11 protein-coding genes are annotated in these 14,155 nt (G+C 42.7%); 1 reads left to right on the top strand and 10 read right to left on the bottom strand.

The window, feature by feature from the left end:
* Positions 1-73 precede the first annotated feature (73 nt).
* From MYF79_RS12505 to MYF79_RS12460, 10 genes are all read right to left on the bottom strand, one after another.
* On the bottom strand, positions 74-3,148 hold the full coding sequence (locus tag MYF79_RS12505) for a lantibiotic dehydratase (protein WP_247814190.1): 3,075 nt from the start codon (positions 3,146-3,148) through the stop codon (positions 74-76).
* A 107-nt stretch (positions 3,149-3,255) separates the two neighbouring features.
* Positions 3,256-3,990: a hypothetical protein gene (locus MYF79_RS12500; RefSeq protein WP_247814189.1), complete on the bottom strand. Its 735-nt coding sequence runs from the start codon at positions 3,988-3,990 to the stop codon at positions 3,256-3,258.
* A gap of 11 nt (positions 3,991-4,001) precedes the next feature.
* Positions 4,002-6,302 (bottom strand): peptidase domain-containing ABC transporter, encoded by a 2,301-nt coding sequence (locus MYF79_RS12495; protein WP_247814188.1) that lies wholly within the window; start codon positions 6,300-6,302, stop codon positions 4,002-4,004.
* Between the two features lie 42 nt (positions 6,303-6,344).
* On the bottom strand, positions 6,345-6,560 hold the full coding sequence (locus MYF79_RS12490) for a hypothetical protein (protein ID WP_247814187.1): 216 nt from the start codon (positions 6,558-6,560) through the stop codon (positions 6,345-6,347).
* A 7-nt stretch (positions 6,561-6,567) separates the two neighbouring features.
* Positions 6,568-6,771 (bottom strand): hypothetical protein, encoded by a 204-nt coding sequence (locus MYF79_RS12485; protein WP_247814186.1) that lies wholly within the window; start codon positions 6,769-6,771, stop codon positions 6,568-6,570.
* Positions 6,772-6,806: 35 nt separating this feature from the next.
* Entirely contained in the window at positions 6,807-7,649 is an 843-nt protein-coding gene (locus MYF79_RS12480; protein WP_247814185.1) for a hypothetical protein, read from the bottom strand.
* The gene (locus tag MYF79_RS12475) at positions 7,630-8,955 is read right to left on the bottom strand and encodes a radical SAM/SPASM domain-containing protein (RefSeq protein WP_247814184.1); all 1,326 of its coding nucleotides are present in this window, start codon (positions 8,953-8,955) and stop codon (positions 7,630-7,632) included. The genes MYF79_RS12480 and MYF79_RS12475 overlap by 20 nt, the downstream gene beginning before the upstream one ends.
* 175 nt (positions 8,956-9,130) lie before the next feature.
* Positions 9,131-9,331, bottom strand: a complete 201-nt coding sequence (locus MYF79_RS12470; RefSeq protein ID WP_199657999.1) for a hypothetical protein — start codon at positions 9,329-9,331, stop codon at positions 9,131-9,133.
* Between the two features lie 157 nt (positions 9,332-9,488).
* Complete coding sequence (locus MYF79_RS12465; protein WP_199658000.1) at positions 9,489-9,680, bottom strand: hypothetical protein; 192 nt, start codon at positions 9,678-9,680, stop codon at positions 9,489-9,491.
* A gap of 74 nt (positions 9,681-9,754) precedes the next feature.
* Positions 9,755-12,148: an outer membrane beta-barrel family protein gene (locus tag MYF79_RS12460; RefSeq protein ID WP_247814183.1), complete on the bottom strand. Its 2,394-nt coding sequence runs from the start codon at positions 12,146-12,148 to the stop codon at positions 9,755-9,757.
* A 485-nt stretch (positions 12,149-12,633) separates the two neighbouring features.
* Here MYF79_RS12460 and MYF79_RS12455 point away from each other — a divergent pair, with 485 nt between their 5' ends.
* The gene (locus MYF79_RS12455; RefSeq protein WP_247814182.1) at positions 12,634-14,091 is read left to right on the top strand and encodes a T9SS type A sorting domain-containing protein; all 1,458 of its coding nucleotides are present in this window, start codon (positions 12,634-12,636) and stop codon (positions 14,089-14,091) included.
* The last annotated feature ends 64 nt before the right edge of the window (positions 14,092-14,155 follow it).

The raw sequence follows: 14,155 nt of genomic DNA, 5'->3' as shown, positions 1-14,155 counted from the left end.
AAATAACATGACCACCCAGTATAAAATATGCAATAGCTGCTTCGCTGACTGATTCGGATATATTGAAAACTCGTTACTGCGCTCCATTTTTCTGATGCACGATTTGATTATAATACTTTCCGCAAAAATAATATGCCATATATTCCATTAAGCGTTGCTCGGTAGCAAACCACCTGTTCATACTCATATGTATGTAACTTGAAATATTGTCTAAAGGCAATTTCACATGCCTCAACTTTGCAGCTCTTTCGGCAAATACCCCGTTAAAACGTTCCCCGTTCAAAAACTCCGCTATCGGCTTTCTCCATTCCTGATATTGCACATTCAATTGCCGTTTTACATCCCGTCCAAATTCATGGGCAAAAGCCTCAGACATCTCAGTACAGAAAGCGACCCTTTCGGGTATTGACATCCCATATAAAGACAACCAGTTATCCATATTTTTAATGGATGTCAGAAACCTTATCTGCTGATCATCTTCAAAATCCTCCTCTCCTATACAGGAAAGAAACGAAAGGCTATCGTGGAAAAAAACCGTTTCTGTCAGCAACATATCGCCCTCTCCGTATCTTTCTATTTCCCGCTGATAAGTGTCCTGCTGTACCTTCCATACCAGCTTGTCTTCCAGATACGGATGCAATATATTATAAATATACTTTGTGGCAGCAGCATACTGCCCTCCCCCTTCATTATGCCTCAAGTGCAGGCGGAACCTGATGTGATAATGCGGATCCGTATAACGAATGAAAAAAGCCTGGTCGATCACCTGCTCCTGCAATAGGAAATCGATAACAGGTTTTATCGCCTCCGATAAGATCCTATCCGATGCCTTCGCTCCACAGAATATTTTAAAATACACCCACTCGCTGCCCGGCTCGAAAGCACGTTGTATTTTGTCGTCCCCATCCTTTCTGCATGAATGTATTTTCACCGGCTTCCGCTTTGCCAGGGGAAGTATGAACTGCTGTGCAAAGGGCTCGCCACTGCTGCTTTGTTCAGATGCCTCATTATCAAATAACCATTCCGCCAGTTTTACTGTATTACATCCCCGCATCTCTTTCAGCAGTACCTGTAAATAAGTATCATTCTCAATGTCCATGAATAGCTCATTATCGCCCTCACAGAAACATACAAATCTCGCTACCTCCCACCTGGATAAAAACAGCCTGAGTGCTGCCAGTTGATCATCAGCATCCAGGATATCCCGTATATCAGATTCCCGCAAGGTCCAGGTAGCACGATGCAAAATGAACTGCTTATAACTGATACGGGGTAGAAAACGTTTATACTGCGACAAGGATCCCCAGTTGATCTCGAAGCCGGACTTTCCCTGGTACTGCAGCGTTGCCAGAAATTTATATACTGCAACAGCACTGTTTGCATAATTATGGGCATTAGACAGTCGCGGCACTATACGCTTGTTCCATTTGCGCGAGCGGAGAATAATCTCGTCCCGTTGAATAGAAAGCATCATGTCCTCAATGGTCAGCTGCCTGTCGCTCTCCATAGCACTGGCGCCCAGGAACGGAATTTCATAATGGAAAAAAGGTTCTCTTCTGGCTACATTACCTACCCTACCCTCAGGAATATGTATGATCTCCGCAAAAATAACGTGTTCATTGGCCTTCATTTCATCCCGGGCAAGTGCGCTGCAAAAAGCGCTCATATCCTCGCCAAGGTGTGCAAATCTTCCCAATAGTATATTCGAATGTGCACCTCCGATATGCTGCAACAACACATCGCCGGAAGGAATGCAGGTACCCATTACGGTGAAGTAATTGGCAAGCTGGTATGATTTGTCTTCCAGCTTTTCAAAATCCTTATCATGCAGCCGGATGCCTTTCCTCAAGGTCTCTCTGTCCCAACATTCCACCCTATCCTGCAGCCAGGCATTACACTCACCGGCTCTTTTGCCCGCTTTTTTTTTAGCAGGTAAATTCATCCTTTCCGCCAGGGAGTTATGCGCCACGTTACCAATGTTGTCAGTAGCAGGAAATCCAATACCGAATTCAGGATCTAATACCTCAGCCAATGGCACTTCCTGCGTTTCATACTTTTCGACAAACCTCTTTTTAAAACGCTCCAGCTGCACTTCCACCGGAGATGCAGCATGCGAAAGCTTGCTTAATATGGAAATGGCTTTTTCGATTTCCCTTAACCCGGTGCCGGGGAGGGTAAATGGAGCGGAGGCTGGTTGTTTAAGATCGGCATGGAAAATATGGCGTTGTGCCACTTCTATATTTAACCCCTTTAATACCATTTCCAGATGATGGATATCATCGATCGGTAAAACACCAAGGGGAAGGTCCTCAAATCTGCTTAGTATTTTTTGAATCTCTTCGAACAAGTCAATAAAGCCCCTGGCTGTTGTAACAGCTTGTTCCGCTACTCTTTCCAGCACGCCCCGGATACGCCCTATCTCATTTTCAACAGTCAATCCTAACTGTAATTCACTTACCAATAGCTGCGTTTCGATCAGCTCTCCCACAAACGATTCAAACTCTTCATAGGTATTGTCTTCACCAAACAAAGCATACATATCGCCAATAGTAACAGCCGCATGCTGGCGTACAAAAGCAATGAGCTCTTCCAGCACCGCTGTCTGGTCAACAGAACTGATCTGATACTGAAATTTGCCTTCTTCCTCAATGGCCTCTATAAAACGGTACTGGCCGGCAATACGGTATAAAGAGTCGTTTACCTTATACCGAAGGTGCACCCACAAGTCGGGATGCTTTTCTATTTTCCTTACTATCTGCTGAAGCAAGCCCATATCAATGCGCACCTTTCGCACACTGGCATTATCGACAGGAGCCTCTTGACCGTCCAAACCGGCCAGGGCGCATCCTGCATAAATACCATAAGGAGTAGACCGTGTACTTGCACGAATAGCATACTTTTTTAAAGTATGCATCAGTTTCTGTTGCCGGGAAGTATCAAGATGTCCATTTTTAAACGCCAGCACTGTTTCATGCAGTTGCGGGGAACTCCAGTAGAGGCCTTCAACAAATACAGGATCGCCCAACATGGTAAGTACAAGCCCGTCAAGATCAAGTGTGTTGTGCTGCTCGTCAAATAAACGCCGGTAGGAGTATAGTGGCGTTCTTACAACAACTTTACCATAATCTTTAAAGGATCCTTCCTGCATATTATTCTTAAGTACTGGATTGCAGATAATATATATGGTTGAAATGGGTTACCAGTAACCAATATATGCAATAAATATAAATTCTCAAAAACAGGATACACCAGGGATCAATTAAACATACTTCCAAAAATTCTCTGAAAAATACTCCTGTCGCTCAGCACTATTTCAGCACTTCCTTCCATCACCGGTAAAATAGGTATCTCTTTTTTCTCGGAAGTAACGATCTTTTGCTGGTTCAGCTCTACATAGGCCAGATGCTCGCCATCCATCTGTACAGGGAGAATGGAAGAAATAGTTCCTTCCAAAAATCCATACTCATTACTTGGAAAGTCAGACAGCTCTATTTTAACAGCCTGCCCTACCTTGACGTTACCCGCACGCTTACTGTTATACTTCACCTTTATCTCAGCCTTGGACGATTTAGGTACCACCCATATGATCTGGTCCAATGTATTCTTTTCATCTATACCCTTTGTGATATAGATCTTACCTGCCATAGGAGTGATCGTGTAATAGTTCTTAGCTTCCTTCGGATCATATCGTGTCAACAGGGTATCGCCAGGAGTCACCTCGTCGCCACTTTTCACGAGGTAGTTAAACTTAAAATTAGAATTTTCGTCCGTCCTTCTTATGGTTACCTTCCCTGGCTGGTTTTCACTCTGCATCAGCACCGTAGCCTGCAATATATCAGGGTAACGTATCAGGTTGGCTATCAGTAAACCCAGTATAGCCACAGCAAATAAAACACTGATCCCCCAACGGATGATCCATCCGGGAATATTCCCCACCACTTCATCCATTTCATTACTCCTGATCTCAAAAGATTGATTATTCTCTGGCATATTATTACTATTTATGCTACATCTAATTCCAATTGATTTTTAACCAATTCAAAATAATAGCCTTTGGTCCTGGTCAACTCTGTATGATGTCCTTCTTCCACCACCTCGCCATCTTTCATCACTATGATCTGATCCGCATTTTTAACAGTGCTCAGCCTATGCGCTATTACCACCACGGTCCTGCCCTTATAAAACTGGTTCAGGTTTTCCATAATGACCTTTTCATTATTCGCATCAAGCGCACTGGTGGCTTCATCGAAAAATAAATACTTCGCATCTTTATATACAGCCCTGGCTATAAATAAACGCTGCTTCTGTCCGCCGCTCAAACCAGATCCGGAGTTACCTATCCTTGTTGTGAACCCTAAAGGCAGCTTCGCAATAAACTCATGCATATTGGCTATCCTCACCGCTTCGTACAGCTTCTCCTCCTGGATGCGCTCTCCATCCACTGCGATATTCCGCGCAATGGAATCGGAAAAAACAAAGCCATCCTGCATAACCGTTCCCACGTTATTACGCCATAACTGGGCGGATATATCCTGAAGATTAACTTCATCGACCAGGATCTGCCCTTCGGAAGGCGGATAAAATTTCAGCAGCAATTTCAGTAAAGTGGTTTTCCCGCTGCCACTTGCGCCCACTATAGCCGTAACTTTTCCTTTTGGAATATGCATGCTGACGTTCTTCAGCACAAGCGGACTTTTAGGCGATCCATATCTGAAAGAAACATTGGAAATAGTAATGCCATCACCGGTGTTCCTCCTGATGCTCCTGGTAAAAAGCTCATGGCTTAAATACAACGCATCCGAGCTATTCACAGGTTCCCTCGGCCACTTATTTTCATTGTACCCGATAAGGTCCTCATTGGTCTCTTCTTCGGGCTTGCTGTGGATCTCATTCAGCCTGTCCAGGCTTATTTTTGCATCCTGAACATTCTTTATAAATGAAATGATCTGGTCCAGCGGACTATTCATCTGCCCTACGATATAGGAAATACTCAACATCACGCCCAGCGTGATCTGTTGCTCTATTACCAGCCTGGCGGCCAAATAGCTGATGACAATATTCTTAAGCTGCGTGAAAAAAGAAGCGCCTATCCCCTGGTATTGTTCCAGTGCGAGGCTCTTGATATTTACTTTGAACAGTTTCGCCTGAATGCGCTCCCATTCCCAGCGCCTTGCTTTCTGGCTGTTATACAGCTTAATTTCCTGCATGCCTGTTATAATTTCAAACAAGCTGTTCTGATTCTCCCTGGCTCTTTGAAAACGATTATAATCGATATTCTTCCTTCTCTTAAGAAAAATGGAGATCCAAAAAATGGATAAGGCGCTTCCCAACGCGAATACCAACAGCAATTTTGTATTATAAAGGGACAGGACAAAAGAGAACACAAACAGGTTGATAATGGAGAACAGCGTGCTAAGCGTGGACCCTGTCAGGAAAGATTCAATCCTTCTATGATCATTGATACGTTGCGTAATGTCTCCCACATTTTTTGACTCAAAAAAATTAATGGGTAGTTTCATCAGCTTGATCAGGAAATTCGAGATAATACTGATACTGATCCGGGTGCTGATATGCAAGAGGATCCAGTTCCTGATAAGGTCTACCGCTATTCCCCCGAGGAAAAGCAGCAACTGGGAGAGCAGGATCAGGTATATAAAGTTCATCTTCTTACGGCTCACTCCAAAGTCGACCAGGCTTTGGGTAAGGAAAGGAAAACACATACTGATAAGGCTCGCCAGCAGCATTCCCAGTATCAGCTGAACAAAATAACGCTTATAGGGCCTTAGATAGCCCACCAGGAAACCAAATCCGGTCTTCACAGTTTGTACCTCCTCTGCGTTCCGGTAAAATTCCGGGGTAGGCTCCATTAATAAGGCAATACCTTTCTTGTCGGCAGAACTGATCCAGCACTTTTCAAACACATCCCTGTCTACCCTTACCAGGTTATGGCCGGGATCTGCAATGACGATCCGCTCTACCGGGCGAAAAATACTCTTCTTTTCCACCGCATACAATACCACGTAATGCTCCTGGTTCCAGTGCAGCACACATGGCAGCGGCACATTTCCGGTTAGCTGATCATAAGTTAACTTTGCAGACATCGTTTTGAACCCGATCTTCTCTGCAGCCTCACTTAATCCCAGTAAACTGACACCGTTCTTAGTGATGTATGAATTTGCACGCAGGTAATCCAGTGAATACTCTTCACCGTAATAGGCAGCAATCATACGTAAACAGGTCGGACCACAATCCATATAGTCCAACTGTTTATAAAACTTATATTTTTTACTAAATAGAGCCATTGCATTGGAGTTTTAAAATCAGTTGCCGCATTCAGCCATTCCTTACTCCCTGCCGGTAGGCCAATGCGTATCGACTGTGGTATCATCATCGGTTTTGCCACCGGTAACATTATCCCCGTCAATTTCCTCTATATTTTCATCACCTTCGCCTTCACCCTCACCTTTAATAATGCCAAATGACTTTAGCTTATCAATATCCACGATGCGGCTCTTCTTGTCTTTGGATTTGTCTTTTTTGTTTTTTTTCTTCTGTGACATGACACACTTATTTAGTTTGATTAATATCGATTAACAAGTCGTTCGTTTTGTATGAACAGTTAGTAGTATCATCCTGCTCATAGATAGGAGGCTTATATTCCTTAAATCCTCCGTACACCGTATCCGACTCTTCATTCTTTATCGCAAAAGCGGTGCATTGCTCCAATGCCGGGGTGGTATTCTTAGTAAACAGATCTTTTAGCTTCTTCATTTTTCAACTGATTTATTGTGTTAATATTACCCTGATCAATAGAATAACTTAATAACCTTTTCAGTATTAGGAAACATATCCTTTGAAGTCTGTAAAAAATGATTGGCAGCGTTGATATAATGGCTCCGGTCATGAAGATCTATACCTGATAATACAATCAGAAAGTTCTTAAGTGTTTCTTCCCTGTCGTTACACACATCGAAATACTGAATGATCTCTTTCAGGAAAACGATCAGGGATTTCACATAAAACGCCACATTATTCTTCATTCTGGCCAGTATCCCTAACAATTCAAACAGCACCTGGTAGGTCATAGCACACCTCACCTGCGATTCTTCCTCCACTACCGGATGCTCAATTGTATCCAGGTATCTTACTCCGGCCGACTCTTTCGTCAGCAGGAACCATATCAAGCGGTAACTCAGCTGAATGCCCTCTTTTAATTTGGATTCAGCAAAAAAGATCCGGGCGATGTTGTGATATTGTTGTGTCTGAATAAATACCAGGAAATTAAATCCGCGGGATCGCTTCAGCCCCTCATTCGTAATGATCGATTTATAGGTAAGCAGCCGCGCAAGCGGCATGCGCTTTAACTTATAATACAGGTAGGCTTTCTTGGGATACAAAGTATCTGATAGAACAGCGCCCAGGTCTGATCGTTTCTCCTCCTTTTCTAGCATCCTCTCGCCCTCTTCAAAAACCCTGATACTCTCCTCCAGTTGTTTGCGCTTTGCCAGGTTTAAAGCGTTCTGAAAAACCGACTCATAATAATCGTATTTCGATAGTTCCTCCCCGCATGCAACCTTTGCCAGGATCTCCCTGGAATATATGGCGGAAAAAAAGTCGTCGTTGGCTATGCTATGAGTGGCTGTATTCATTGCTGTTCCTTTTATCGATGAGATTCATTAACTTTTTCATTACTATTTCCTTCTTCTTCTCCTCATCAAAATCGTATACACAATAATCTTTTCCTTCATTTTCCAAAGCGTGTTGTGAGCAACCGCCGTTACACAGTGGCATAATAGGGCACTCCAGGCAGGGTTTATTCTTGAATTTGATATCCATCCGCTTATGGAATTTTGAATTCCATTCTATGCTACCATCATCTTTCAGCACGCCTTCCCTGGCATCTGGTGCAAAGTTTCGTGCAGTACATTTATAGATATCGCCGTTATAGTTTATTGTAGCGTTATTAACTTTATCTGCATAGCAGGAATGCCTGACACTATCGGGAACTGCGCCCTCTTCGGCCACAAAGCCAATGTCTCTCACCAGGCGGATCAGGCTTCTTACCCTGTCGGCCATTACCTGGTCTTCACTCACCTGCCATACTTTGTGAAATGCGATGGTGGCCAGGTGCCTTTTCTCATTAGAAATAGCACACAGGTCATCAAAAACCTCTTCAAAACCATCCATATTGGTACTGGTATAATTCACCCTTATACCCACGTGAAAATCGTTCTCACACAATTTCACGATATTGCTGACAATGGTATCGTAGGAACCTCTTGTAGCACTGACATACCTTACGGTATTATGTGTTTCCTTATTGCCGTCCAGCGTGATCTGGAGACCGGTGATCGTATATTTTTTCAATGATTGGATAATCTCGTCTGTCAGCAGGAACCCATTGGTAGTAAAGTGACAGTCAAGATAAATATTGTGAATGGCACAGAAATCTTCCGCAAAATCCATGATAGGTTCGATCACATCACGATAATACATGAGTGGCTCTCCGCCAAACCAGGAAATATGAAAAGATTTAAGATTGGGGTTAGACTCAATGATATTGGCGATCAAAGAACAGGTTTTATTAACCGTTTCTTTATTCATTTTCGATCCTTTAACATGCGATTCGTAACAATACCAGCATTTGAAATTGCAGTTCATGGTTGGATTCACGATCAATTCAAAATGCGTATCGTTCTTATCGACCTTAGCACTCAGTTCTTTCACTTTTTCCACCTCATCCACTTCATCATCTACAAAAAATCCGTTCCTGTAAAGCGAACTATATAACGTTGGGTGATATGCTGAAAGTTCTTCTATATTCTCCGGCGTTCTGATAGTCGCTAAAATTTCAGCAATAGTGGGGTCTAGTGCAATGAATTTATTGCTGAATGCATTATAAATATAATTTTTGTTCTCATAGACCAGACTGGTATTAAACTGGCTCTTCTTCATAATACAATCATTTAAGTATAGTAAAAAAATAAAACAAGATGATCAGTAGCCGGACAATTAGTAGATCTTAGCTTAAAATGAATAGCCTATCTGTTCTTAATCCGACAGGCTATTCATTTATCCAGTGTAGGAAATGCCTTCCGGAACCTGTCCAGGCATCCCTACTACTATATACTTATTTAGGCTCAGCAGGCTTGGTCGGAGTGGTAGTACAATGACATTTAGAAATATTAATGTCACCTGCTTCAGCGAGGTTTTCTGCTTCCAAAGCATCAGAAAACCCACCGGCTAACTGACCTGCTTCATTTTCAGTCAGTTTTTCAACTTCCAGAGATTTGGCTGCTTTCTCAATAGATGATTTTTTTTGTGTGGACATAGCTTTAAAAATTTAGAATTTGGGCCTACTCTATACAATGGTTTTCGGCATCCCCACATTGTTGCAACAAGCATGTAAGTTTAGCCTGCTTTTCCTTTAGCATTGCTGACTCTTGTCGCTTTTGAATTAATAGCTTCTACAGCGTTAACTGATATGATCAGTCTGTAACGGGGGTAGAAGTACAGTGGCATTTAGAAATATTGATTTCAAAACCACCATCATCGGCGTCACTTTCAGAGATAGCTTCTGAAAAGCCACCGGCCAATTGACCGGCCTCATTTTCGCTCAATTTTTCAAATTCAAGCGCTTTAGCAGCTTTCTCGGCAGCTGATTTTTTTTCTGTAGACATAGATTTAAATTTGAAAAGTTGCGCCTACTCTTTGTAATGGTTTTCGGCATCCCCATATTGTTGCAACCAATATTTTATTTTAGCCTGCTTTTCTCATCAGCATTGCTACTTTTTATCTCTTTTGATTTAAAGGCTTTACCCATATTAAAATTGTACACCGTTGACAGTGAAAGCATACGGCTTTGCTCTTTCTGTCTTATCCTGATCACCGATTCATTATAATAGCTGGTTGCCCTGAAGTTGTTGGTGTAAAAAATATCACTGATAGATGCTTTTACTGTAAGCTTGTTGTTCAGGAGTTTCTTCTGTATACCAAAGTCGATACTTGCAATGTGTCCCGTAACAATATTACCGGTAACAACCCTCGGTGTATAAAAGCCGTTCAGGTTTAAGCCAAATCCGTTTGTAAGACTAATATCCTGTTCTGTCTGCAACACCAGCGATCCTTTTTTGATGGAAAATTCAGGCGCTTTAGATGCGGTGTAGGTCAACAGCAGGTTGTTACTGGTATTCCACCAATCAGTTATTTTAACAGGAATGCTGAATGTGCCGGTGTATACCGTATTACTACCTGTATTCTTCCGCAAGATGGTCATTTGCTTCAGCGCAGGATCATTCTCTATCACCTGGTTAATGACATCCTTTGTATGAGAATAGCTGATGCCGATATAATACTGGCTGCCAAAAATATAACCCAGTTCTACAGCATCGGTGAATTGCGGATTTAAAAAGGGATTACCCGTTTGTATAGTGTAGTTATCAATAAAATATTTATATGGATTCAACTCAAAGTAAGACGGACGCTTAATTCTCCTGTTATAGGAAAGTGTAAGGGCACTGCTTTCGTCCTGATTCAGGTTCTTCTTCAAAAAGACTGAGGGGAAGAGGTTGAAATAACTTCTTTTCACAACAGTGTCCTGCCCTCCCCCTTTTAAGGTGCCGGTAATATCACTGTTTTCACCCCGTAATCCCAATTTATACTCTACACCTGCCAGGCTTCCGCTGAAATTAACGAAGCCCGCATAGATCTTCTCACTGTATTTATAGTTAAATCCAAGACCGGGAATATGCCCCCATTCGCCGTTATTGTAGTTCTCATAGGCATTGTCATTATCAATATCAGTGACGGTAGCCTTTCCTCCGAAAGACAGGGATCTTCCATGCTTAAACACCTGGTTGTATTTGGCGTCTGCTGTAAAAATCTTCGCAATGCTGGGATATAAAAAGTTAAAAACAGTGTCTGCTATTACGGCATTTTTAAAATCGAGCGTTTTACTGTATGTTCCACTTATCCCGGTTCTGTCGTTATAGGTATAGTCCGACACGAGGGTAAATTTAGAGCCTAAAGAATCTGTAGTGATCCCATAGTTCAGGCCTATATTCGAAAACTTTGTTTTGGTATAGGAAGGGAATATTCCGTCAGAAAGCGTATTGTTCTGCTGGTTCGGATAGTTGATGGTTGTTACTGAATGGCTGGTATCTTTATACCACCCAAACTGACCGGTATAATCGACGGCAATGTATTCCCTGTTGCTGATATCGTAGCTAACGCCCAGCTTTACATTATTCGAGTTTCTCCACCCGGTTGAAGAAGTAGTGGCATGATACTGTCCATTATCGGTAAATGTCCTGTCCTGGGTAATGTCCTGGAAATTCTTCTCTCTTCCGTAGGAATAACTTCCGCTTAGCCCTACTTTCTTCTTCCTGTAGTTGAGGCTCAGATAAGGCTGATAAGCAGGATACTTTCCTATACCGATAGAATAATCTGCACCTACATAGCCATTCAGGCCACTATTCAGATTTTTCTTCAGCACGATATTGATGATACCACCACTCCCTTCTGCATCATATTCTGCGGGAGGATGCGCGATAATTTCTATGGATTTAATATCGCTTGATCTTAAGTTAGCCAGGTAGTTTTTCAGATCATCCCCCTTCAGATTGAGCATTCTTCCATTAACCATTACGCGGGTTCCCCACACGCCGTTAATAGAAATATTGCCATTATTAACGAACACTCCCGGAGCCAGGCGGAACAGATCCATAGAAGACTTTCCCGTTGCAATGGCATTATCCTGCACATTCATTACAACACGGTCTATCTTCCTGGTCACAAAGGGTTTATTGGCTGTTATTGTTACTTCGCGTAATTGTTTTTCACTTTTCTTCAGCACAATTGCTTCCAGATCAAGTGGGGCTTGTAGCTCTATTTCCTTTGAAAAATCTATGTAAGATGTATGACGGATCTTCAATTCATATTTACCGCTACTGTCTATCATTATTTTAAAGCTGCCGTCTTCAGCGGCTATTTTTTCACCAACAACAGAAGTACCCTTTAATACAGCAACAGAGGCAAAAGGAACCGGCTGCCCGGTTTCATCTGCAACTTTCCCTGCAACAGAAACTGCCTGGGCACTCGCCCCTATAACAAAAAACATACTCACCAGATAAAAGACTATACTTTTCATAAAATAAAATTTGTGGCTTCCTAAGCAGTTGTCCATTTTCTGAACTGAATTTCTAAAACATTCTCATGAATAGAAAACGACTTCGATGAGCATATATGGTTTTTCGACGAGCAGGGGTAGTACTTCGATCAAGCTTATGTTTTGAGGGGGCGAAATCAAGTCAATAATCACTGATAATCAAACATTAACAACATTTCAAGGAGATTTACGGAGAAAAGTTTATCAGACAGGAAACGGGGTGTTCCAGGAGCTACTTTGGACAAAGTGATACCCGGGTAACGAGGGTACTTTAACACAAATATTCTTCATTACCATCCAATCATTATAAAAAGCGTAGTTGTAAATGAAGGCGTTACCATATATATGATCATATCAGCAATTTTTATACGAAAAACTTCCGCTACAATAAATGTTATTTTGAATTTATTTTCATTTACTTTAAGCGATAATTATAACCCTTAAGTACCTTTAAATGTAAACCCACCATGAAGACTATTGTTCGTTACTCATTTTTATTCCTGTTTGCGACATTATTTCAATCTTCTTTACGAGCCCAAAGTATCAGCGGTCCAACTACGGTATGTGGAGGCGTAAAATACCGTTACACGTTCAGCGGTACCAATTGCAGTGCCTCGAAATGGGAGGTCATTGGTGCAACTCTCGGAACCTGGGGAGGCACTTTTGCAGATATAACCTTTCCTAAGGCCACCACTGAAAGGTCATTTAAGATATTTGCTAATTATACATGTAACACAGGCCTGGGTGAAACCACGCTGGATGTAGTGGTGATTGGTCAGCACGACCCTATTAACAGAGGAGTGGTAGACATCCCCTGTAACTTTCAGGGTGTACGCACCTTCCAGTTACCGCAGGTGCCCCAATCCGACCAAAATGTTACCTGGAGCAATGACGCAGGCTGGCCGGTTGCCGGAGGTCCCCGTGGTACCGGTGGCTATATTATTGATTACAATATCAATAATGCCAATGCAGGTACGGTAACTGCTTTGACATACAATAATGGCTGTGCTAATTATCCACAGAATACGGATCGTTTTGCCGTATCCAGGTCAAATCCACTGACTGCACTCACCTTTACTGCTGAAAGTCCTGCGAGTCTCTGCACCACTACTCCCGTAACGGTAGCAGTAAATCCGTTATCGCCAGCGCCGGTTGCCTACCAATGGTATACCGTACCGGCCAATGTGCTGAAACTAAACAGCGGTTCATACAGTAGTGCCAGTGCTCCGCTGTCTACCACTACGCCATCTGTAACTGTATCAGCATTTAGCAGTACACTGAATGGTGTCTCAGCTACTCTTTATGTAAGTGCTACATATGCTAGTGGCTGTAGTACACCTGTTGCAACCAGGGCCTTAAATGTAGTCAACGCAGCTCCGGCAGCACCTACAGTTACATCTACCCTGGTTTCCGGCCCAGACGAGCCAACCGAATACCAGTTCACCGCCACTGCAGTAAGCAATGCCACTTATAACTGGTATGTAGCCGGAACATTAAGAGAGACCTCTACCAGTAATACCTTCCGTTGGTATTTCCCCTGCAGGACAAGTGCAACTGTCTATTGCACTGTCACTAATCAATGCGGCACTTCCACCCAAAGCAACAGTGTTACCAGAACAGGCGGCTGCAGGGATCGGGAGGCAGCCAGCAATTTTATGATCTCTCCTAATCCTGCAACAGGAGCACTGTCTATATCAGCAGTTCAGCCAAAGGCTACCAAAACAGCTAAACCGGAAGCATCTGCGGAAGAAATACGTGAAGTAAGAATTATCGGACAGACAGGCAATATTATAAAGGCGGAGAGATTTGGAGTTGGTACATACAAAGCGACGCTCGATCTGACCGGTATCTTACCTGGCAGTTACATTGTACATATTTTTAACGGAAAGCAATGGACAGCTAAGCAGGTTGTTGTTGTACAGTAGAACCGTTGGTTACAAAAACCTTAATGACTCCCTGATTCCGCCTGGTACCAGGATAAAAAGAGGC

Origin of the sequence: Chitinophaga filiformis (assembly GCF_023100805.1) — a bacterium.
Taxonomy (GTDB): domain Bacteria; phylum Bacteroidota; class Bacteroidia; order Chitinophagales; family Chitinophagaceae; genus Chitinophaga; species Chitinophaga filiformis_B.
Note: the sequence above shows the minus strand (reverse complement) of the source record. Positions and strands in the feature narration are given on the sequence as shown.